Annotated in this window: 19 protein-coding genes, 1 tRNA gene and 1 pseudogene; 14 read left to right on the top strand and 7 right to left on the bottom strand. The window is 62.3% G+C overall.

All coding sequences use genetic code 11. The features are described from left to right. From BMY91_RS22570 to BMY91_RS22545, 6 genes and pseudogenes are all read left to right on the top strand, one after another. Nucleotides 1-382 (top strand): annotated as a pseudogene (locus tag BMY91_RS22570) (signal peptidase I); the annotation flags it as partial. Next, nucleotides 366-770 carry an Hpt domain-containing protein gene (locus BMY91_RS22565; protein ID WP_175538812.1) on the top strand — a complete coding sequence of 135 codons (405 nt, stop codon included), beginning with the start codon at nucleotides 366-368 and terminating at the stop codon, nucleotides 768-770. The pseudogene BMY91_RS22570 and the gene BMY91_RS22565, both read left to right, overlap by 17 nt. Before the next feature lie 90 nt (nucleotides 771-860). Further along, the gene (locus BMY91_RS22560) at nucleotides 861-1,328 is read left to right on the top strand and encodes a hypothetical protein (protein WP_090826314.1); all 468 of its coding nucleotides are present in this window, start codon (nucleotides 861-863) and stop codon (nucleotides 1,326-1,328) included. A gap of 64 nt (nucleotides 1,329-1,392) precedes the next feature. Continuing rightward, nucleotides 1,393-1,884 carry a DUF2306 domain-containing protein gene (locus tag BMY91_RS22555; RefSeq protein ID WP_090826310.1) on the top strand — a complete coding sequence of 164 codons (492 nt, stop codon included), beginning with the start codon at nucleotides 1,393-1,395 and terminating at the stop codon, nucleotides 1,882-1,884. 300 nt (nucleotides 1,885-2,184) lie between these two features. Next, on the top strand, nucleotides 2,185-2,961 hold the full coding sequence (locus tag BMY91_RS22550; protein ID WP_177179989.1) for an aminotransferase class IV: 777 nt from the start codon (nucleotides 2,185-2,187) through the stop codon (nucleotides 2,959-2,961). A gap of 334 nt (nucleotides 2,962-3,295) precedes the next feature. Further along, nucleotides 3,296-3,529 carry a hypothetical protein gene (locus tag BMY91_RS22545; RefSeq protein WP_175538814.1) on the top strand — a complete coding sequence of 78 codons (234 nt, stop codon included), beginning with the start codon at nucleotides 3,296-3,298 and terminating at the stop codon, nucleotides 3,527-3,529. A gap of 156 nt (nucleotides 3,530-3,685) precedes the next feature. Here the strand turns inward: BMY91_RS22545 and BMY91_RS22540 are convergent, their stop codons facing one another. After that, nucleotides 3,686-4,441 carry a class I SAM-dependent methyltransferase gene (locus BMY91_RS22540; protein ID WP_090826329.1) on the bottom strand — a complete coding sequence of 252 codons (756 nt, stop codon included), beginning with the start codon at nucleotides 4,439-4,441 and terminating at the stop codon, nucleotides 3,686-3,688. Nucleotides 4,442-5,085: 644 nt separating this feature from the next. Then, on the bottom strand, nucleotides 5,086-5,340 hold the full coding sequence (locus BMY91_RS23245) for a hypothetical protein (RefSeq protein WP_175538811.1): 255 nt from the start codon (nucleotides 5,338-5,340) through the stop codon (nucleotides 5,086-5,088). On the opposite strand from BMY91_RS23245, the gene BMY91_RS23675 reads away from it, so the two are divergent. Beyond that, nucleotides 5,222-5,527: an META domain-containing protein gene (locus BMY91_RS23675; RefSeq protein ID WP_175538815.1), complete on the top strand. Its 306-nt coding sequence runs from the start codon at nucleotides 5,222-5,224 to the stop codon at nucleotides 5,525-5,527. The two genes, BMY91_RS23245 and BMY91_RS23675, sit on opposite strands and share 119 nt — an antisense overlap. Before the next feature lie 915 nt (nucleotides 5,528-6,442). Here BMY91_RS23675 and BMY91_RS23235 read toward each other — a convergent pair. The 3 genes from BMY91_RS23235 to BMY91_RS22515 all read right to left on the bottom strand — a co-directional run bounded on the left by BMY91_RS23235 (nucleotide 6,443) and on the right by BMY91_RS22515 (nucleotide 8,092). Then, nucleotides 6,443-6,610: a hypothetical protein gene (locus tag BMY91_RS23235; RefSeq protein ID WP_177179988.1), complete on the bottom strand. Its 168-nt coding sequence runs from the start codon at nucleotides 6,608-6,610 to the stop codon at nucleotides 6,443-6,445. 296 nt (nucleotides 6,611-6,906) lie between these two features. Further along, nucleotides 6,907-6,983 (bottom strand) — tRNA-Thr (locus BMY91_RS22520). Between the two features lie 230 nt (nucleotides 6,984-7,213). Beyond that, nucleotides 7,214-8,092 (bottom strand): DsbA family protein, encoded by an 879-nt coding sequence (locus tag BMY91_RS22515; RefSeq protein WP_175538817.1) that lies wholly within the window; start codon nucleotides 8,090-8,092, stop codon nucleotides 7,214-7,216. A gap of 176 nt (nucleotides 8,093-8,268) precedes the next feature. On the opposite strand from BMY91_RS22515, the gene BMY91_RS22510 reads away from it, so the two are divergent. The 5 genes from BMY91_RS22510 (at nucleotide 8,269) to BMY91_RS22490 (ending at nucleotide 14,933) form a co-directional block, all read left to right on the top strand. Next, complete coding sequence (locus BMY91_RS22510; RefSeq protein ID WP_090826293.1) at nucleotides 8,269-9,762, top strand: alpha,alpha-trehalose-phosphate synthase (UDP-forming); 1,494 nt, start codon at nucleotides 8,269-8,271, stop codon at nucleotides 9,760-9,762. Next, complete coding sequence (gene otsB / locus BMY91_RS22505; protein ID WP_090826290.1) at nucleotides 9,752-10,549, top strand: trehalose-phosphatase; 798 nt, start codon at nucleotides 9,752-9,754, stop codon at nucleotides 10,547-10,549. Before BMY91_RS22510 ends, otsB begins: the two co-directional genes overlap by 11 nt. Before the next feature lie 206 nt (nucleotides 10,550-10,755). Then, a complete protein-coding gene (locus tag BMY91_RS22500) occupies nucleotides 10,756-11,838 on the top strand; it encodes an ABC transporter ATP-binding protein (RefSeq protein ID WP_017199921.1) in 1,083 nt (360 codons plus the stop codon). 102 nt (nucleotides 11,839-11,940) lie between these two features. Then, on the top strand, nucleotides 11,941-13,521 hold the full coding sequence (locus BMY91_RS22495) for a beta-N-acetylhexosaminidase (RefSeq protein WP_090826287.1): 1,581 nt from the start codon (nucleotides 11,941-11,943) through the stop codon (nucleotides 13,519-13,521). Continuing rightward, nucleotides 13,518-14,933: a DUF4032 domain-containing protein gene (locus tag BMY91_RS22490; protein WP_090826285.1), complete on the top strand. Its 1,416-nt coding sequence runs from the start codon at nucleotides 13,518-13,520 to the stop codon at nucleotides 14,931-14,933. The genes BMY91_RS22495 and BMY91_RS22490 overlap by 4 nt, the downstream gene beginning before the upstream one ends. Nucleotides 14,934-15,009: 76 nt before the next feature. On the opposite strand, the gene BMY91_RS22485 is transcribed toward BMY91_RS22490, so the two are convergent. Both BMY91_RS22485 and BMY91_RS22480 read right to left on the bottom strand, forming a co-directional pair. Continuing rightward, nucleotides 15,010-15,711, bottom strand: a complete 702-nt coding sequence (locus tag BMY91_RS22485) for a GntR family transcriptional regulator (RefSeq protein ID WP_254780021.1) — start codon at nucleotides 15,709-15,711, stop codon at nucleotides 15,010-15,012. A 34-nt stretch (nucleotides 15,712-15,745) separates the two neighbouring features. Next, nucleotides 15,746-17,212, bottom strand: coding sequence for a chlorohydrolase family protein (locus tag BMY91_RS22480; RefSeq protein WP_090826278.1), 1,467 nt, complete (start codon nucleotides 17,210-17,212; stop codon nucleotides 15,746-15,748). A 163-nt stretch (nucleotides 17,213-17,375) separates the two neighbouring features. Here BMY91_RS22480 and BMY91_RS22475 point away from each other — a divergent pair, with 163 nt between their 5' ends. Together BMY91_RS22475 and BMY91_RS22470 are read left to right on the top strand one after the other, a co-directional pair. After that, nucleotides 17,376-18,413, top strand: a complete 1,038-nt coding sequence (locus BMY91_RS22475) for an ABC transporter permease (RefSeq protein WP_256212879.1) — start codon at nucleotides 17,376-17,378, stop codon at nucleotides 18,411-18,413. A gap of 49 nt (nucleotides 18,414-18,462) precedes the next feature. Next, on the top strand, nucleotides 18,463-20,187 hold the full coding sequence (locus tag BMY91_RS22470) for an ABC transporter substrate-binding protein (protein WP_090826275.1): 1,725 nt from the start codon (nucleotides 18,463-18,465) through the stop codon (nucleotides 20,185-20,187). The last annotated feature ends 32 nt before the right edge of the window (nucleotides 20,188-20,219 follow it).

Raw genomic sequence — 20,219 nt, 5'->3', positions numbered from 1 at the left:
CCCCATCACCGACGTCAAAGTAGGCGACATCATCACCTACCACATCCCCGTCGAAGACCAACGCGTCGAAACCCACCGCATCACCAACATCACCACCACCGCCGACGGCGGCATCGCCGTCCAAACCAAAGGCGACGCCAACAACGGCATCGACCCCTGGATCGCCACCCTCCAAGGCAAAACCGTGGACAAGCAAATCGCCACCATCCCCTACGTCGGCAACGCCATCCGCGCCCTCCGCGAACCCCTGGTCATGAACACCCTCATGTACGGCGCACCCGCCATCCTGGTCATCGGAATGCTCACCTCCATCTGGACCAAAAACCCCAACAAGACAGCCCCGGAAGGCGCCATGGAGGCTGGCGATGAAGTCAAAGCGTAACTCCGGCGAGCTGGACCTTGGCAGGCTTCAGTCCCTTGCCGAGGAACTGGGAAACCCTGCACCTGCGCTGCGTTTCTTGTCCAAGTACATCGCCATGCTCCCCCAACGGGTCGACCGGATCGTTCATGCCTTGGATGAACACGACGCTGAAGAGACGACGACGGCCCTCCTGAGTCTGAGGATCAGCTCCGCCATGGTGGGCGCCGTGGAAACAGAGCACCAGTGCCGGGCCATGGAATCAATGATTCGGGAAGACCATTTTGACGATGCTGCCCATGCCCTTCCCACCCTGCGGCAGACCACCGACCGCTGCGTGGCATCCCGGACCGATCTCATCAGGGCGGCACACACCCGGCTTACCCGTCGTCGTGGTTTCTTCCACTCTTGAGCGGACCTTGATTGTTCACCAAGGTCTTTCCTGAGGCCGGTTGGGGACACTGGGAAGCGGAACAACCACTCAACCGGGACGGAACGCGCAATGCAGGGCAAGGGCATCATCTGGCAGGCACCGGTCATCATCCTGGCCGCAGTGCTCCTGTTGATGGGGGTCCAGGTTTCACCCGCTCACGCCAGGTTCAACGACACCGAAACTGGTGCGATGGCCGTCGCTGCGGCCCGGATCCCGGCCCCTGCAGCCAACACTGTCACCGTCACCAAGTCCTGTGATTCGTTCCTGTGGTTCGGCCAGGCAAAGATCAGCGTCGGCGCCTTCACTGCTGTCCCCTACGCGAATTACCACGAGCTGAAGATCATCGACCCCGACGGCGTCGTACAGTTCACCGGCGACATGAGCAAGGCGTCCGGAAAGTCCTACAGCTCGGGAGTCCAAAGCGTGAGCAGCCTGTCCGGGACGTGGACGTACCAAATCCGCGGCTACTACAAGGTTCCCAACTCCATCAACGCCTGGACCGGTCAGGCTCTCACAGGAACGCTGAGCTGCCCCTGATCCCGTGCAGAATGGACTGCCGCAGCAGCCGGATAGTCGCCATCCCACTCGCTAGGCTGGCCATATGCCTTCGCCGTGGACCTTCCTTATCGCTCTGCATGCCATCGCAGCGGGTTACGCCCTGATCTTCGGCGCCGTGAACCTGCTCCGCCGCAACAAGGGCAACGCAGCGCACAAAATCCTGGGGCGCATCTGGGCGGTGGCCATGTACATCGTGGTCCTCACCTCCTTCGGGATCCGAACCATCGACGGCGGCTTCAATTGGCTCCATGCCTTGTCCGTGCTGACGTTCTGCACCCTGACGATGGGCCTTGTGACCGTCCGCCGCGGCAATATCCGGGCGCATCAGCGCTTTATGACCGGCAGCTACTTCGGCCTGGTTGGCGCGTTCATCGGCGTCGTTGCTGTGCCGGATCGACGACTCCCCCAGATGGCCATCCACGACCTGGCCGGCCTCACGCTGTGGGTGGCCACCCTTGTACTCACCGCCGGACTCACCATCGCCGGTCTGATGCAACTACGGCAGAAAGCGAGCGCGCCTGCCCGCGGGCTGTGACGGCCCTGCTGCCGTACATCTGGGTGCCACGAACGCCTCACAGAATGCGGTAGCCGGACTCCGTGGCTGGCTATCATAAGGTCCATGCCAGGCCGCTGACCATCAGGAACGCCCCTACGACGGCAAATCCAAGCGTCATGGTCCCCCTTCAGGCCGTGGTCGTCACACCATCCTACGAGCCCCTGCTTCTGACCGCGCGGCACGTGCTGACACTGCAGGCCTCTGCCCAACCGACTCAGGTAGGCTCCATCCGATGGGGATAAAACTATCCGTTGGCACCGATCCGGCATGGGCTCAAGAATGACTGAACACGTTCGTATACGAGTCGACGGGGTGGTGGTTCCAGATGACACTCTGGCACAGCTCGCTATGGTGAACTACGGCCATTTCACCGCTATGCAGATCCGCAGCGGACAAGTCCGCGGTTTGACCAAGCACATCAATAGGTTGCAGCTATCGCACACCGAACTGTTCGGAACAACCATTGACCCGGCCACCATCGTGAACCATATCCAGCAAGCCACGCTCGGGACGCCGGACTCGTACCTTCGAGTGACACTGTTCGAGACCGATCCGGGGGTAGTCCGCATCATGACGGTACTACGCGACCCGGTCGACCCGCCGTCGGCAGCGGTCAGCGTCGTTCCTGTTGTCTACCAGCGCCCCGTCGCACACATCAAGCATGTCGGCAGCTTCGGCCAGCTCTACTGCGGCCGGCTGGCAAGGAACCAAGGCTTCGATGATGCGCTGCTGACCACACCGGACGGCGAGGTCTCCGAGACCAGCATCGCGAACATTGGTTTCATCGACAGCAACGAGCGGATCATCTGGCCATCGGCTCCGTCCTTGCACGGAATCACGTGGCAGCTCCTGGACGAGGCCCTCGAAGGTACGGCGACGAAAGTCCGCCGACGGCCCGTGATGCTGGATGAGGTGTCCGGATTCGTCGGAGCTTTTGTCGCCAATTCTGTTGGCGTTGCACCTGTCCGCAAAATCGGTGGGCTTGCCTCCTATGATGCGACAGCAGCACGCGATGTGGTCAAACTGTATGAAGCAATCAGTTGGGACAACATCTAGTCCCGGACAATAGCAACAACGCCCCCCCTGCCTGACGCCAGCTACATCGACACCTTTGGATGCTTTCGCCGACCGGGCACGACGCCGGAAAACTCACGCTAGGTGCCCATAATCCGCCCATTCCGAGAGATGCCTCGGGACTTCGCAGAAATGCCCGACGTCGACCTGTCGTCCCTGACGTTCGAACCGGGCCCGCTCATCATCGCCAAGACCCTCCGCCACCGGCCAGCCGAACTCGCCGGAAAGTAGCGCGGAGGCCATCACCGCGGTAGTTCTTGCGTAGGCTCGTTGCTTCGTAGTGATTCACCTGATGCACCTGGGGGTATGAGGATCCGTGGAGAAAATTCTTGTTGTTGTAGCCGGGGGCATCGGAGTGATCATTGGGGTCCTCATGATCACTCACCGTGCCTCCCTGGCCAAGCTCATGTCCGGAGCGCAGCGATCCACATTCGGCACGGTAGGAGACAGAGTTGCGGCCCGACCGAGCCAAGGAATGCTGGCGGTAGTTGGCGCCGGCGCCATCCTGATCGGTGCCGCCATCATCGTGCTGGTTTTAACCCGTGCTTAGGTGCCCTGGACGGCCTGCCTCGGACGCGGAACCGCTCCCCGTCATCGAGAACAACACCCTGGACTTCAGCCTCCAAGAGCCCTTGAAGATCATGACATGGCCTTCGTCAGTCCCGCTGGGGCCCGCCATCCCGAAGGTCCATCGAGAGTCCGGTGCCTATACCTTGCTCGCGACCACCATGTAGTTCTCGGCCTCAAGATCGAACGTGCTCATTTCCGTCCGGAGTCCGGCTCGGTGCAGCTCGACTTCGAGTTCCTCGTACCGGTAGGGCCAGCAGGACAGCCGCTCCGAGCGGACAAGAACCAGCCCCGTCGCATCAACTTGGGCGATCGCAATCTCGATGTGGTGCTCATCCTCCCAATCCGGCGCGATCTCCCAGCGGTAGACCACGACGGCATCGCGGCCGTCCCGGCGGACGAGTCGGTCCCAGATGTCCAGCCGGGAACCTCTTGCCCTCACGCGTTCCCAAGTGCGGGATGTGAGCACCAAGCGCCCGCCCGGGCGCAGAAGCCGTGACATCGACTCCAGAGCAGCACCCCTGCCTTTCGCGCCCACGGCATGGTGAAGCGAGTTGCCAACGCAGAACACCATGTCGAAGGTGTCGTCCTCGAAGTGGTCGGGCAACTCTTCCCAGTTCGCCCGCACGGCCCGGACGGATGCCCCGAACTCCCCAGACAACTCAGAAGTCCGGCGAACCATCGCTTCGCTGGCGTCAGTTGCGTCAACCTGCATGCCACGGCCGGCGAGTCCAACCGCCAACTGTCCTGTTCCGCACGAACAGTCGAGGACGTGAGCGTTCGACGGCAGGAGGCTGAGGACGTCATCGAACGACGCAGCGAACTCGGCGGGAGGCAACTTTGCATCCGAGATGAGCCATTCGTAAACCTCGGCAAGCACATCGTAGTCCGTCACAACCACTACCTCCTTCACGGAGCAGACCCACGGCGGGATGTCAGTCCATCAATGGAGCGAGCCGGGCACCAACAGTTTTGGCAAGGATAACCGTTCGAGCCTGCCCCGGATAGCGCGGCATCCGGGCTCGACTGGCAGTCTTCTTCACTGAGCCAATTGTTCGTCTGACAGTTCCCGCATCGCATGCGGAACCCATGGGCGAAGTCAACGGGGCGCTCGATAAGCGTTTGCCTATTCTTCCGTGTATAGCCAAGTCACATTTGGCGCCGCTCCGATCTGGGGACGCACGGCTTCGGCGCCACCTGCCCTCAGCTATGAGTTCCCATGAAGGAGTTGGTCAGGCTGCGCCGGCACATTGGATCTCTCACTCTGGGGCTGTTCGAAAGCCGCGTACGCGTCCACTCTGCTGGCATGCTGCCGGCCCGGTGACGCCATTCCGGCTCGGCGGCCGTTGTTCATTCAGACGTTCCGATTCTTTACCCGCCGGATCGGGCGTGGGCATAGCATTGCTGGAATTGATCAGTGGAGGGCGGGCAAATGGGTTGGAAAGTGCGCGCCTGGATGTGGGGCATACTAGTGAGTTGCTTTGCACTGTCTGCTTGCGGGCAGACAGTGAATCCTTCCCCTGGAACCTCAGCACTTAGTCAAGCACCGGAGAGCCCGCAGACCACTTCATCATTGGTTCCAACTGCAACCGCCCTGCCGGGGCCAGAATGTACGTCACCCTCGGAGAGCACCCTTGCCTGTGGCACATTCAAGAGCGTTGAGGGCACGGGAACAATGGCCTGGGTTACAGCTGAGCCGGCCACGCTAACACTGGAGCGCCAGGCCGGTTCGATGCTGATGTCGATGACGACTCCCTGCAACGGGTTCTCTTCACCGGCTACGGTTACTGCCACCCATCTGCATCTTGAGCAATCCAAAATGGTCGTGGGTGCAATGGCCTGCCCGGAAGCCATAGCAGTCAAGGAACGAGCCGCATCGGATTTCCTTCTCGCCTCCCCTGCGTACTGGCTCGCTAACGAAACGCTCTTGCTGACGACACCGGGCGGTAGCGTAAAGTTCGTCCGCGTTGGCGGTCCTTGAGTTCCGCACCAATTTACTCTCTGTTATCTCGCCCCCCCTGCACCAAGTCAAGGACTTGGCCTCCCAGCTGGCAGATGGTGTCCCTGATTCGCTTCTTCGAATCATGAGTCCACTTCACTGGCCTGTTGACCCTCTCCTCACCCGTGTAGCGAGCTGTGTCTGTTCTGCGCCAACGGTGGAGGGCCTGGTGGGTGAACGAGAGGGCCGTTACCCATGAGTCGAGGCTGGGCTCGATCCGGTGTCGGCCTCATTGGCTTTATGAGCGGCTGGTCGGACCGTGCTCAGGATCTGTCTTGGGACGTGTTAGTTTCATGCTGACGCCCAGTGCTGCGACACCAATAAGCAGTCCAGCAAGGAAGAAGCGCAGGAACGTCAATTCTGGGACAGTCAAGACCGTCCCTGCGATAACCAAGACCAATATGATTTGCGGCCAGGAAAGGCTAAAAATCTTGCGCATGTGTACCTCTCAAGTAGCCCTTTGATGAGGCACCCTATTACAGCTGACACACCCCCTACGGCGGCAACCCGCCCGGTCCCGGCAACATCGGACCTACACCCGCCATAAACAAGCCGAAGGCGCAGGGGTTTGAACCCGTGTTCTGCGGATACGGCACGTCGTCGACACCTGCACAGCCGGGGGTGCTGAAGGGGTCGCACCCATTACTCTCGCCTCCATCGCCGTATTTAAGGCCAGATGGTTCTGTATTGAAGGTCGGATTGACTCCGGCATACAAATGCAAAATCCGCGGCACCCGCATCTGGGTGGCTCCCGACATCATCGCAGCCCTGGACGCCTTCGCTGACCGGCCAGGACGCCGGAACACGCACCGCAGAGGACGTAAAGCTGTCTCAGGGTGCTCGAGGCTCCTTGGCCTCACACCAAAGCAATTGTGTCCCTCATGCCGGCCCGAATGCTCAGGCTTTGAGCTCTTGGTCTACGGCTCTTCTGGCCTGGAGCTTCGGGCCGATGAACTCCCCCAGAACAAGCCAGGCAATCGTCACTACAAACGCGAAATTCCCAAGGGTTAGGTCACCACCGGTGACGCCGTTGATCAGCAGGAACCACACGACGAGATCTGCCACGACGATGGCCAAAGTAACCGGCCACAAAGGCCGCCGCCACGCATGCATTCTATGTCCCAGCATTTCCGCTCCCCCAAAGCTAGACACTCAACGGGCCTCGGCCCGTACTCGGCTCCCAGTCTTCAGAGAAGCCACCGGCGCCGCAAGTCACAGACCTGACGCCGGGAACGCCCTGTGGATCGGACGAGCTACTGGAACAGCATCCTGCTCTCCATGTTGTCAACGTGTAGTGCCCTGCCTTTCAGACACAAAAAACCCCTCCATCCCCGGCAAAATCGCCGGTATGGAGGGGTTCGTGGAGCCCCCTGTCGGATTCGAACCGACGACCCCCGCTTTACAAGAGCGGTGCTCTGGCCAACTGAGCTAAGGAGGCACGCGCGAAAACGCGCAGGGCCATACGCGAAAAACGCGCTGGACCGCACTGCCAAAACAGCGCTAGATAAGGGTAGCCCAGACCATCCCCGTCACGGAAATTCACCCCAGTCCCGAGCCCCGCCGGCCAAACCAGCCCCTCCTGCCAAACCAGCCAAGCCCCATCCCCACCAACAGCGGCCGGCCACCTCATCGAAAAGGTGACCGGCCGCCGTCGTACATTCTTTCGCGTTAGCCCTTGGCGGTGATCGCCGTCTGGATCTCAGCGTTCAGGTCGGTGCTGCCATCCCACTGCTTGCCATCGATGAACACAGTCGGGGTGCCCGTGATGCCGATGGCCGCAGCTTCCTGCGTGGCCACCTTCACCCAGGGGCGGAACTGTTTGCTGTCGACGCAGCTGTCAATGTTGGCCGCACCGACCTCGGTGGCCATGGCCTTCAGGTCCTTATCGGAGATACCGGCGCTGCCTTCGGCCGGCTGACGCTCAAAGAGCAGGTTGAAGAATTCGGCGTACTTCTCGGGCGAGGTGTTCACAACGCAAGCAGCTGCGTTGGCTGCCCGGGAAGAGTAGTTGGTGGTGGACTGCTGGTCCAGGAATCCCAGCGGCCGGTATTCCAGCGAGATTTTTCCTTCGTTACGGAGGTTAGTGAGGGACTCTCCGTAGGTGGTCTCGAATCGCTCGCAGACCGGGCAGATGAAGTCGATGTAGGCAACAACCTTGACCGGCTTGCCGGCTTCGGCTTCGCCACCGGGAACCGTGACGGTTGCCGGCTTGGTGGCTGCCGGCGAGGGAACGTCTGCCACGTTGACGGTGGCGGGCTCAGACTTCACCACTTCGGTGTTGGCCAGCAGCGTCACGCCGCCGTGGACGTTGCCGTTGGCCGGCGTGGGGCCCTGATCGGCCACGGGCGCGTTGTTCTGAATATTGCCCACAACCACAAACGCCACCACAGCGATGATGAGCACCACGGCCACCACAATGCCCCAGCCAACCAGAAGCTTGTTGCGCTTATCCTTCTTCAGCTGGGCTTCGCGGATTTCGCGCGCTTTCTCCCGTGCCTGGGCGGTGCGTTCAGCCTTGGACAGGCGTGGTTCGTTTGCGGGGCTCATCAGTTCCTCGGGGTACTCGACGTCATAGTGCATAGCTAGGGCAACGGGGTCAGTTTACGGGAGCAAACTTGAAGATCTGCCGCAGACCCTCTTGCCCGGTTGTTGAACGATCAACTGCACGTGAAGATTCCGCCGGTAGGCTGGGAGTTGAGTCACAGCAACCCCAGGGAGCATTAATGCAGGATTTGGCAAGCGAAAAACTCAAGACCGAAGACGGCGTCCGGGCTTCTCCCGTCAAGAAGCCCACGGCAACCAAGTTCGACTTCATGGTGGTCTCCAACAGGTTGCCCGTTGACCGCATCAGCGATGACAACGAAGAAAGCGGATGGCGTCGCTCGCCCGGCGGACTGGTCACGGCGCTTGCGCCGATGATGACAAAGTCCGACGGCGCATGGGTGGGTTGGCATGGCGCCCCGGACGAGACTGTGCGCCCATTCAGCCACGAGGGCATGGACCTTATCCCGGTCCAGTTGAGCAGCGATGACGTGGAGCTGTTCTACGAGGGCTTCTCCAACGCGACCATTTGGCCGCTCTACCATGACGTCATTGCCCCGCCGGAGTTCCACCGCACGTGGTGGGATTCGTACCGGAAGGTCAACCGGAAGTTCGCCGACGCCGTCGCCCGCCACGCAGCGGACGGCGCCACGGTCTGGGTCCAGGACTACCAGCTCCAACTGGTTCCGAGACTGCTGCGCGAAGCAAGGCCGGACCTCAAGATTGGCTTCTTCAACCACATCCCGTTCCCTCCCCCGGAGATCTTCGCCCAGCTGCCCTGGCGCCGGGAGATCATCGATGGCCTGCTCGGCGCGGACCTCCTGGGCTTCCAGCGCACCAGCGATGCCGGCAACTTCATGCGTTCCGCGCGCCGCTTCCTGGGCGCCAGCGTCAAGCAGCAGCAAGTCCATGTCAAGGGTCCGGACGGGGAGGTGACGCACATCGCGAGGGCGCAGGCGTTCCCTATTTCCATTGACGTCGCGCAGATCCGTGAGCTCGCCGCGAGGCCGGACATCATTGAGCGGGCCCAGCAAATCCGCAAGGATCTGGGCAACCCCAAGACCATCCTCCTGGGCGTGGACCGGCTGGATTACACCAAGGGCATCCGGCACCGGCTGAAGGCGTTCGAGGAACTCCTGGCAGACGGGCACATCAAGGTAGAGGATGCCACGCTCATCCAGGTGGCAAGCCCCAGCCGCGAGCGCGTGGAGCAGTACCGGCTGTTACGTGAGGAAATCGAAGGCACCGTAGGCCACATCAACGGCACCTACGACACCATCCAGAACACGGCCGTCCGTTACCTGCACCACAGCTACCCGGTGGAGGAAATGGTGGCGATGTACCTTGCGGCGGACGTCATGTTGGTGACGGCGCTGCGCGATGGCATGAACCTGGTGGCCAAGGAATACGTCACAGCCCGGTCGGAGGACGACGGCGCACTGGTCCTGAGCGAGTTCGCCGGCGCTGCCGATCAGCTTAAGCAGGCGCTTCTGATTAACCCGCACGACATCGACGGCCTCAAGTCCACCATCCTGCGCGCCATCAACCTCTCCCCCAAGGAAGCACGCCGCCGAATGAAGCTGATGCGCAAGCAGATCCTGGATCACGACGTCGATCATTGGTCGGCTGAGTTCCTGGCCGCCATGGAGGAAAAGGTGGTGCGCGATGACAGCTGAGAATCTGTCACTTTCGCCGGAACTACTGGAGGCCGTTCGGCGCATCGCCGGCACGGAACACCTTTTGGTGGCCCTCGATTTCGACGGCACCCTCTCTCCGATCGTGGACCGCGCCGAGGACGCCCGTCCCCTTCCTCGCTCCGCCGAGGCTTTGGAGGCCCTCGCCGAACTGCCACGCACGACGACGGCGCTTATCTCGGGCAGGGCATTGGACAGTCTGCGGCTGGTCGCCTCGCCTCCCAAGGACACGCTGCTAATTGGCAGTCACGGGGCCGAAGTCTGGCTCGGGGAGGGATCTGTGGGCCTGGAACTGGACCAGGAACAGCGCGAAAAGCTGGCCGCCGTCCGCGAGGTCCTGATGGAAATCGTGAACATCGCTCCGGGGACCTTGCTCGAAGACAAACCGGCCGGCGTCGTCCTTCACACCAGGTTGGCCGATGACGACGTCGCGGAAGACGCCGTCGAGGCCGCCACTCGGGTGTTGCGCGAGCATCCTGGTGTCTACCTGAAGACGGGCAAGCGCGTACTGGAGACCTCGGTGGTCCACGCATCCAAGGGTGAAGCCGTGGAGTTCCTTCGGCAGGCTACCGGCGCCACAGCAATCCTGTTCGCGGGTGATGACGTGACTGACGAGGACGCGCTGGGGCGGCTGATGGGCGACGATGTTGGCATCAAAGTGGGCCTGGACTTCACACAAGCGCCGTATCGGGTGGAGGCGCCCGTTCACGTGGCAGAGCTGCTGGAAGCGTTGCTGCGGGAGCGCCGGCGGGTCACCGCACAGACTTAGCGGGTGACAGACGCAACATGTGACGTTCGTAACATTTAGGTGGTTAGTCAAAAAGTCTGACATACTCTTGGATGTGATGTGACGCACAGTACCGTGCGACGTCACACGATCCTCCCCGGCCACTGGCCGGGGAGTTCAACTGAAGAAAATGAACCATTCACAACGGATCGTCCGGCACGTACCTGCCGGTGAAGGGATTGATAACTGTGGCTACAGTTACTTTTGATAACGCTACGCGTCTGTACCCGGGCACAGATAAGCCCGCCGTCGATAAACTCAACATCGACATCGCCGATGGCGAATTCCTGGTCCTCGTTGGACCCTCCGGTTGCGGTAAGTCCACTTCGCTGCGCATGCTCGCAGGTCTTGAGGACGTGAACGCCGGCCGCATTCTGATTGGTGACCGCGACGTCACGGACGTTCCGCCGAAGGACCGCGACATCGCCATGGTGTTCCAGAACTACGCTCTTTACCCGCACATGACTGTTGCGGACAACATGGGCTTCGCCCTGAAGATCGCCGGCGTTTCCAAGGAAGAGCGCGCCGAGCGTGTTCGCGAAGCTGCCAAGCTCCTTGACCTTGAGCAGTACCTGGACCGCAAGCCGAAGGCACTCTCCGGTGGTCAGCGCCAGCGTGTTGCCATGGGCCGTGCAATCGTCCGTAACCCCCAGGTCTTCCTCATGGATGAGCCGCTCTCCAACCTTGACGCCAAGCTCCGCGTCCAGACCCGTACGCAGATCGCATCCCTGACCCGCCGCCTGGGCGTCACCACGGTTTACGTGACGCACGACCAGGTCGAGGCCATGACCATGGGTGACCGCGTGGCTGTGCTGAAGGACGGCCTGCTGCAGCAGGTTGACACCCCGCGCAACCTCTACGACCGCCCGCAGAACGTCTTCGTTGCAGGCTTCATCGGCTCCCCGGCCATGAACCTGCTTGAACTGCCGGTCGTCGACGGCGGCGTCCAGTTCGGCGGAACGGTTTACCCCGTGCCGCGCGACGTCCTCGAAGAGGCTCACGGCCAGACCGTCACCGTTGGTTCCCGTCCGGAAGACCTCGAGACCGTCGGCAACGGCGAAGGCCTCCAGGTTGAGGTTGACGTGGTGGAAGAACTCGGCGCCGACGCCTACGTCTACGGCCACACCATCCTTGATGGCAAGAGCCACGACATCGTTGCACGCGTCGACGGTCGCCGCCCTCCGATGAAGGGTGAGTCCATCTTCGTTCGTCCGCAGTCCGGCCACGTGCACCTGTTCGACACGAAGACGGGCCTGCGCCTGGGCGACTAGTCCCCGGCGCTGACGCGTCTGTACGTTCCGCAGTTTGATAGCGGCCCGACCCTTCCCGGTCGGGCCGCTCTCACGTTAACCTAACTCCGGCGAAAGAACGGCATGAACACCACAGATAACCTGATCCCCCGTCCGTCCCACGTCGCACTCGTGGACGGACCCGCTTTTACGCTTGCACCTGCCGCGCGGATCGCCGCCGGTGACGCAGCAGCTCCCGTCGCAGAACAGCTCGCAGCGCTCCTGCGCCGCGGCACCGGTTTTGATCTGCCCATCGTTGAGGACGCACGCCCCGGCGATATTTCCCTTGCGTTGGTGGACACGTTCGACGGCGGCCCGGAAGCGTACGCGCTCGGCGTCACCGAGGATGGGGTTGGGCTCACAGCCTCCACCGGGGCGGGACTCTTCAACGGAGTGCAGACGCTCCGGCAGCTGTTCCCTGCGGCCATTGAGGGCACCGGCACGCCAGGCACATGGGTGATTCCCGCCGTCGACATTGCGGACGCCCCGCGCTTCGCGTACCGGGGCCTCATGCTGGACGTTGCCCGCAACTTCTTCACAGTGGAAGAGGTGAAGGAGCAGATCGACGTCATGACGCAGTTCAAGCTGAATGCCCTGCACCTGCACCTCACGGATGACCAATCGTGGCGCATCGAAATCCACCAGCCGGAAGACAACCCGTCCGGCTTGCCCTACGGCAAGCTGACAGAGATCGGCGGGCAGGGCGCGATAGAGGTGCCCACCGCGGTCCCCGCGCGCGGACGGCACGGCTTCTACACCCAGCAGGACTTCCTGGACATCCAGGCCTACGCCGCCACCAAGAACGTTCTGGTGATTCCGGAAATCGACCTCCCCGGTCATGTCAACGCCGCCCTCGCCGCTATTCCACAGCTCAATCCCGATGGCCAGGCGAAGCCCATGAGCACCACCTCGGAGGTGGGCTGGTCAACCCTGACCGCTGACCTGCCGGCCACCTACGAGTTCGTCCGTGAAGTCCTGGGGCAGCTTGCCGCCATCACGGTGGGACCGTATCTCCACATTGGCGGCGACGAAGCCCATGTCACCGGGCACGATGACTACGTGACCATGGTCCAGCAGTTCGTCCGGATCGGCGCTGAAACCGGCAAGGCCGTGGTGGGCTGGAACGAGTTCGCCGCCGTCGAGCTTCCTGAAGGTGCCGTGATCCAGTACTGGCACGGCGATTTCGCCCCCGTGGTGAAGCAGTCAGAGCAGGCAGGTTCACAGGTGATCATGTCCCCCGCGGCCAACACCTACCTGGACCAGAAGTACGCCCCGGACAGCCCCGTCGGGCTCGAATGGGTGGAAGGCGGGCCCTTCACGTGGTCCGAGTACTACAACTGGGACCCGGCCCAGGGCGGCCTTGAAGACCACCAGATCCTGGGCATCGAAGGCGCACTGTGGTCCGAGACCATCCGCGACAACCACCAGGCCCAATGGCTCCTGTACCCTCGTGCTGTTTCCTTGGCGGAAGTCGCTTGGTCCGGCCCGGAGGTCCGCAACACCGGCGACTTCCGACGTCGGCTGGGCGCCTTGGGTGAGCGGCTCGCCAAGCAGGGTGTCGTCTTCCAGGAAGCGCCCGATGTGGAATGGTCAGCGAAGCCGGAGTACCCCTTTGCTGGCGCGATAGGTGCCCCGGACTCCAAGTACGGAACAATTGAGGCATGAGCGAGCAAAACGAAGCCCAGTGGCACGACGAACCCACCGACTACGGGCAGATCGGCAAGCTCCCCCGCACTGAAGCCGCCAGCGCGCAGGACACTGCACCGCCGGCCAGCGTCATCGGGTCCCTGAACATTACGGCCGCCGCGGCCGATCCGGAGCTGCTGGATTTGCCGTGGCACATTGCCTTGGAGGACTGGCCCGCTGAGAACCTTGCCGCGCTCCCCCGCGGTATTTCCCGGCACATCGTGCGTTTTGCGCACCTTGGCGGTTCGGTGATTGCCATCAAGGAAACCTCCGAGCACGTGGCACGCCATGAGTACCACATGCTCCGGAAGCTGGCGCGGCTGGACGTGCCCTGCGTGGAGCCGGTGGCCGTCATCACCGGGCGCACCACCGCGGACGGCAGGCCCCTCAATCCGGTGCTGGTCACCCGGCACCTGAAATTCTCCATGCCATACCGCGCATTGTTCTCCCAGATGCTCCGCAAGGACACCCTGACGCGCCTGATCGACGCCCAGGCGTTGCTTCTTGTCCGGTTGCACCTGGTTGGTTTCTACTGGGGCGATGTCTCCCTGTCCAACACCCTGTTCCGTCGCGACGCCGGCGCCTTCGCCGCCTATCTGGTGGACGCTGAAACCGGTGAGCTCTACCCGGACCTGTCCATGGGCCAGCGCGAATACGATCTTGAGATCGCCCGTGTGAACATCGCCGGCGAACTCATGGATCTGCTGGACGGCGGGCTCATCGAGGAGAAGGTGGACCCTGTTGCCACCAGCGAGCTGATCATGGACAGCTACCGCAGGCTCTGGACCGAACTCACGGAAAAGGAATCCTTCGAACTCGGCGAACGCTGGCGCGTGGGGGCGCGCATCCGCCGCCTGAACGAGTTGGGCTTCGACGTGGAGGAATACGCCATCAAGACCACGGCGGACGGCTCCACCATCCAGCTCCAGCCAAAAGTGGTGGACGCCGGCCATCACCAGCGCCGTCTGCTGCGCCTTACCGGCCTGGACGCCCAGGAAAACCAAGCGCGCAGGCTCCTTAACGACATGGACCAGTTCCGGGCTGACAACAACCCGGACCTGGATGAGGAAATCAGCGCGCACATTTGGGTCAGCCAGATCTTCGAGCCTATTGTGCGTTCCATTCCGCGTCATTTGGCCGGGAAGCTGGAGCCGGCAGAAGTGGTCCACGAAGTCCTGGAGCACCGCTGGTACATGAGCCAGAAGCAGGACAGGTACGTCCCGTTGGCAGAGACCGTGCAGTCCTACCTGGACACCGTGCTGCAGCACCGCCGCGACGAGGCAGCCATCATGCTGAATCCGGATACGGAGCTGCTCAAGATCCTCGAGGTGGAAGTAGAAGAATCCGGCCGGTACGACGACGAGGACGAGTACCCGGACGCGGACGACTGACGCACGTTGAAACGAACTCGACGTCGGCACTCAGGCGAGTGCCGACGTCGAGCCTTTGAGCGTCAAGCCTTTTAACCTAGGGTTCGAGGGTCTCGGCGAGGCCGGACAGGACAGGTTCGCGGCCCAGCTCGATGTGTGAGTATGCCAACGAGTACGCCAGATCCGGCTTACCCTTCAGAATGGCGTTGCACAGCTCTGTGTGCTCGTCGCGCTGGAGCTCATTGCTGCGATTGTGTGCCAGTCCGAAAATCCACCGCATCCGGCCGAACAGTGGCTTCACGGATTCGATCAGCAGCCGGTTACCTGAAAGCCGAACGATCTCTGCGTGCAACTCGGCGCTGATCACGGCAACGTCTTCGCTCCGGGACTCGTCGATGGCCGCCGTGGAGGCCTCCATGAGTTCCTCGAGCCGGCCGCCGTCGCTGCCCTCAGCCACTCGGGTGGCAGCCATCCTGGCGGCGAAGGTTTCCAGGCACAGCCGGATGTCGAAAAGTTCGTTGACGTCGGTGAGTGTCAGTTGCCGGACCACCGCACCGCGGCGCGGGAAGGTCTCAACAAAGCCGTCCTGCTCCAGGCGCTGGATGGCCTCGCGCACAGGAATACGGGAGACGTTGTAGATCTCCGAGAGCTCGCGTTCACGCAACCGCACGCCCTGGGCGTACTTGCCCGTGACGATGCCTTCCAGCACCAGTTGGTAGACATTCTCCGCGCGGGCCTCTTCATCGCGGCCATTTCCCGTGTCCGGCATCGCCTCAGCCACTGTCAAACTTCCCTTCATGCCAGCGTCCGCTCCCTGTGCCGGACGGCGCCGGTCAGCGTTCCAACCGAGCATACACGGGAGGAAACAGCTCATCCGCAGGGCGGTTCCTGATGTCACGGGCGCTGTAGGCTCCGCGCATCTTGTGGAAGAGTTCCTGGCCCCTGGACCGCCAGAGTTCCAGGTCCACTCCGTCGATTTCGCCGTCGGCCATGATGGTCCGGCCTGCCACCACGGACAGCACGGCCTGGCGGGCTGTTCCGTTCAGGAGAAGGGTCCTCAACGGGTCATCGTGGACGCCGTCACGGAAGTCGCCAAGGGAGAACGCCACCATGTCAGCCTGGGCGCCTGGCTGAAGCCGGCCAAGGTCCGGGCGCCTCAAAGCATGAGCACCGCCCAAGGTAGCGGCGTCGACGTATCCGGCGACGTCACCGGCGTCGTTGGTGCCGGCGAGGATCTTGGCGAGCTGCACGCCGGCATCGATACCCCGGATGAGGTCCGGCGGGAACGAGTCGGTTCCCAGCGAAATGTTGATTCCTGCTTCCTTGTAGGCGCCGAACGAGTCCAGTGTGCTGCCGTACCGCATGGACGTCAGGGGGCAGTGAATGATGCTGGCACCGCTGTCCGCCAGCATGGCCAGGTCACCGCTGTCTTCGCCATACACCGCAGGGTTCCTGTCCGTATAAGTGGCGTGCGGGATCAGGAGGCGCTCGTTGAGCAGACCCACCTGGTCAAGGAGTTCCAGGGGCGTGACTCCATGCCGGCCCAGGATGAGCTCGCGTTCCACGAGGCCTTGGAGGGAGTGCAGGCGGACCAGCACATCCCGGTCGTCGGAGGCCGCTGCTGTTGCCTTGAGCAGCTCGATGTCCAACGTCTCGATCCGGCACGGGAGCAGAACACCGTTCACCAGCGGATCATTCAGCACCGTCGCGTGGTCAATGAAGCGCAAGGCATCAGCGAGTCCCTCATGGCCCCTGCCGTCGTCGAACATCACTGAACGTTCGCCGTTCTCCAACACGACGTTCACACCGGAACGGTAGGCCGGCCCAAGGTAGCCACGCAGGCCCAAGCGCCGGCTGGTATCGGCCATGCCCACCAGTTCCTCGAAAGGCTCGGCCCACTCGGAATGCACTTCCGAGGCGATGGGCATGTAGGTGGTGATGCCGTGCAGGATGAGTTGGATCAGGGCGTACTCGCGGATCTGCTGGCGCTCCCCGGCACTGAAGACGTCGGCCCGGCGGTTCAGGAAGTAGTCCTCTGACCATTGGTGCCCCTTGGCCTGCTCCGGGCCGGCCCAGCTATCCAGGATGAGGTGGTCAATGTCGGTGAGCGCGTCCAGATCGATCAAGCCAGGCATCAGCAGGGCATCACCGAGGTCCCGTTCCTGATCCACCGGACCCGCGTAGTCATGGCCGACGTACTCAATGGTGTGGCCGCTGTAGACCACGCAGGCGTCCTCCAACAGGACGTGGGTTCCGTTCTGATGGCCCAGCACATAGCGGGCGGTCACCTTGGTTGGCACGGACGGCTCTCCTTCTAGCTTGGCGCAGCATCGCGCAAGAAACTCTCTGGTATTCCAAACAGTACATTATTTGTGATTTACATCGCATGAATCCTGCTCTAGTCTATTTTGGTATACAAGAACTCCGGAGCCAGCTCCTCGGATCATGAATCGAGCAGAACCGTTGACCCAGTTACAGTCCATCGAACCGAATACCGGCAGCCCGCCGCTCCCACCGGCAGCGTCGCCGGAGGGCGCAGCAGCGGCACCTGCCGAGGCCCGCTCACTGCTCGCCACAGCATGGATGAGGATCCGCCGCAGCAAGATCGCGCTCCTCAGCTTGTGCGTGGTGGTGGCCATCATGTTGTTTGCCATCCTTGCGCCGGTACTAAGCGCCATGTCGGGCAACGATCCCTTCACGTCCAACACCAGCCCGGACGTGCTGGATGACTTCCAAACACCCGGGCTGCCGCTCCCCGGCTACATGTATCCGTCAGCCCAGCACTGGTTGGGCGTGGAGCCTGGCCTGGGCCGCGATCTCTTCGCCCGGCTGGCCTACGGCGGACAGGTGTCCCTCACCATCGCTTTGCTGTCCACAGCCGTTTCTGTGGTCCTGGGAACAGTGCTGGGCGCCGCCGCCGGCTACTTTGGCGGCAAGACCGACGCCATCATCAGCCGCATCATGGACCTCTTCCTCGCGTTTCCGCATCTCCTGCTGGTGCTATCCCTGACGCCCATCCTGCAGTCGCGGCTCCGTGATACCCCGCTGGGCGAGGGGAGCTTCCTGCCCATGGCCTCGCTGGTAATCATCCTGGGCTTCTTTGGCTGGGCCTACCTCGCCCGCATTGTGCGGGGCCAGGTGCTGAGCCTCCGCGAGCGCGAGTTCGTGGAAGCCGCCCGGTCCTTCGGTGCCTCGCACCTCAGTGTCCTGTTCCGCCAGATCATCCCCAACGTCATGGGAGTCGTCCTGGTGTACGCCACCATGCTGATCCCCACCAACATCTCCGCAGAAGCTGCTTTGTCCTTCCTGGGCGTCGGTGTCAAGGACCCCACACCGTCGTGGGGCCAGATGCTGAACGCCGCCCAGTCCGGCAACTGGTACCTCAGCGATCCGTGGTTCCTGGCCGTTCCGGGCATCATGCTGATCGTCACCGTCCTGGCCTTCAACCTGCTGGGCGACGCCGTCCGGGACGCCTTGGATCCCAAAGCATCCCGTCACTAAGTTCTCCATTCATCCCCCGCATCGCCTTCCACCCCTCTCAAGGAGCATCATGAAAACCCCTGCAAGAGCCCTGGCTCTTTCCGTGCTGATTGCCATGGCCGCCACCGGCTGCGGCGCCGGCCAGAACCAGCCCAGCAGTTCCAAGCCCGCCGAATCGGTCACGGAACTGGCCCCCAACGTGGTCAAGTCCGGCTTCAACGGCAAGGGCGGAAACATCAACGTCCTGATGTCTTCCGACTTCCAGACTCTGGATCCCGGCAACAGCAACTACGTCCAGACGGCCAACGTCGGCCAGCTGTACTACCGCACGCTGACCATGGCCAAGGAAACAGCCGGCCAACCGCCAACAGTGGTCCCGGACCTCGCCACCGACACGGGCAAGGTGTCCGACGACGGCCTCAGCTGGACCTTCACCCTCAAGGAGGGCGTGAAGTTCGAGGACGGTACGCCCATCACCTCGGCGGACATCAAGTACGGCGTGGAACGAACCTTCGCGCAGGATGTCTTCACCCAGGCTCCGCAGGAGCTGAATGCAGCGCTCGACGCCGGTGGGTACAAGGGGCCGTATAAGGATCCTTCCGCTGTACTCAAGGCAGTTGAAACACCCGATGAGCGCACCGTGGTCTTCCACCTGAAGAAGCCTTTTGCGGAATTCCCGGCCCTGGCATCCCGTTCCAACACGGCACCGGTCCCCAAGGCCAAGGACACCAAGCTGGACTACACCAACCACCCCGTATCCTCGGGCCCCTACATGGTGGAGTCCTACAACCGCGGCAAATCCCTGAAGCTGGTCCGGAATCCGCACTGGGATCCCGCCACGGACCCCAACCGCTCCGCGCTGCCGGACACGTTCAGCTTCTCGCTGTCCACCTCCCAGGCCACCATCAGCCAGCAGTTGCTCGCCGACTCGGACCCCAACGCCATCACGCTCGATTCCAATGGCGCCCTGCAGACCTCGGACTCCGCCAAACTGGCCGATGCCAAGGTAAAGGACCGGGTGGCGTCCGGACTCCTGGGCTGCAATGACGTCCTGAGCCTGAACACCCAGAAGATCACGGATCCGGATGTCCGCAAGGCCATCGCATTGGCTCTGGACCGCCAGTCCATCCTGGTTCAGTACGGTGGACGACGCTTCGGTGAGATCACCCAGAGCCCGCTCAATGCCAAGATGCGCGGTTACGTGGAAACCGAACTGGAGCTGGACCCCGCCGGCAAGCCCAAGCTGGAGGAAGCCAAAAAACTCCTTGAGGGCAAGGATTACCCCAAGACCCTCACATACGGCTACGCCAACAACCGCGACGCCTTCAAGAACACCGGCACCGTAGTCCAGCAGAACCTCAAGGCCCTGGGAATCGACGTGGAACTCGTGCCGATCCCGGCACCAAACTACTACTCGGTCCTGGCCAGCGAACAACTCCCGGACATGGGCCGCTCCGGCTGGTGCGGCGGTGCCGATCCGGCATCAGTCCGTACCTCCGCTGATCCCCTGCTGGGACCGAACAATGAGGGCACCAGCTACGGCTTCTCCAACACCTCCCGGTACTTCGACCCCGTAGTGTCCAAGGCCATGTTCGATCTGCGCAACACGGACGGAACCTCAGAGGAACTGGGCAAGAAGTGGTCCGAGGCGTTCGGCTCAGCGTTGAAGACCTACCCGATCGTTCCGCTTATCCGCAGCCACACCAACAGCGTGGTGGGTTCCAACGTCCGCAATGCCCAGGTGGGCTACTTCTTCGGCGGCATCGACCTCTCGATCGTCGGCGTCGAGCAATAACCGCGCCCCGAAAACAATCGAGCATAGTCCAG

The sequence above is a fragment of the Arthrobacter sp. yr096 genome (genome assembly GCF_900108925.1).
Taxonomy (GTDB): Bacteria; Actinomycetota; Actinomycetes; order Actinomycetales; family Micrococcaceae; genus Arthrobacter.
The sequence above is the reverse complement of the archived record's forward strand: the minus strand, read 5'-3'. Positions and strand labels throughout refer to the sequence as shown.

What these genes read in the sequence shown, in the direction of transcription:
- BMY91_RS22565 (WP_175538812.1), top strand. Translation starts at nt 366, where the DNA reads ATGAAGTCAAAGCGTAACTCCGGCGAGCTGGACCTTGGCAGGCTTCAG.
- BMY91_RS22560 (WP_090826314.1), top strand. Translation starts at nt 861, where the DNA reads ATGCAGGGCAAGGGCATCATCTGGCAGGCACCGGTCATCATCCTGGCC.
- BMY91_RS22555 (WP_090826310.1), top strand. Translation starts at nt 1,393, where the DNA reads ATGCCTTCGCCGTGGACCTTCCTTATCGCTCTGCATGCCATCGCAGCG.
- BMY91_RS22550 (WP_177179989.1), top strand. Translation starts at nt 2,185, where the DNA reads ATGACTGAACACGTTCGTATACGAGTCGACGGGGTGGTGGTTCCAGAT.
- BMY91_RS23675 (WP_175538815.1), top strand. Translation starts at nt 5,222, where the DNA reads ATGGCCTGGGTTACAGCTGAGCCGGCCACGCTAACACTGGAGCGCCAG.
- BMY91_RS22515 (WP_175538817.1), bottom strand. Translation starts at nt 8,092, where the DNA reads ATGAGCCCCGCAAACGAACCACGCCTGTCCAAGGCTGAACGCACCGCC.
- BMY91_RS22510 (WP_090826293.1), top strand. Translation starts at nt 8,269, where the DNA reads ATGCAGGATTTGGCAAGCGAAAAACTCAAGACCGAAGACGGCGTCCGG.
- otsB (WP_090826290.1), top strand. Translation starts at nt 9,752, where the DNA reads ATGACAGCTGAGAATCTGTCACTTTCGCCGGAACTACTGGAGGCCGTT.
- BMY91_RS22495 (WP_090826287.1), top strand. Translation starts at nt 11,941, where the DNA reads ATGAACACCACAGATAACCTGATCCCCCGTCCGTCCCACGTCGCACTC.
- BMY91_RS22490 (WP_090826285.1), top strand. Translation starts at nt 13,518, where the DNA reads ATGAGCGAGCAAAACGAAGCCCAGTGGCACGACGAACCCACCGACTAC.
- BMY91_RS22485 (WP_254780021.1), bottom strand. Translation starts at nt 15,711, where the DNA reads ATGAAGGGAAGTTTGACAGTGGCTGAGGCGATGCCGGACACGGGAAAT.
- BMY91_RS22470 (WP_090826275.1), top strand. Translation starts at nt 18,463, where the DNA reads ATGAAAACCCCTGCAAGAGCCCTGGCTCTTTCCGTGCTGATTGCCATG.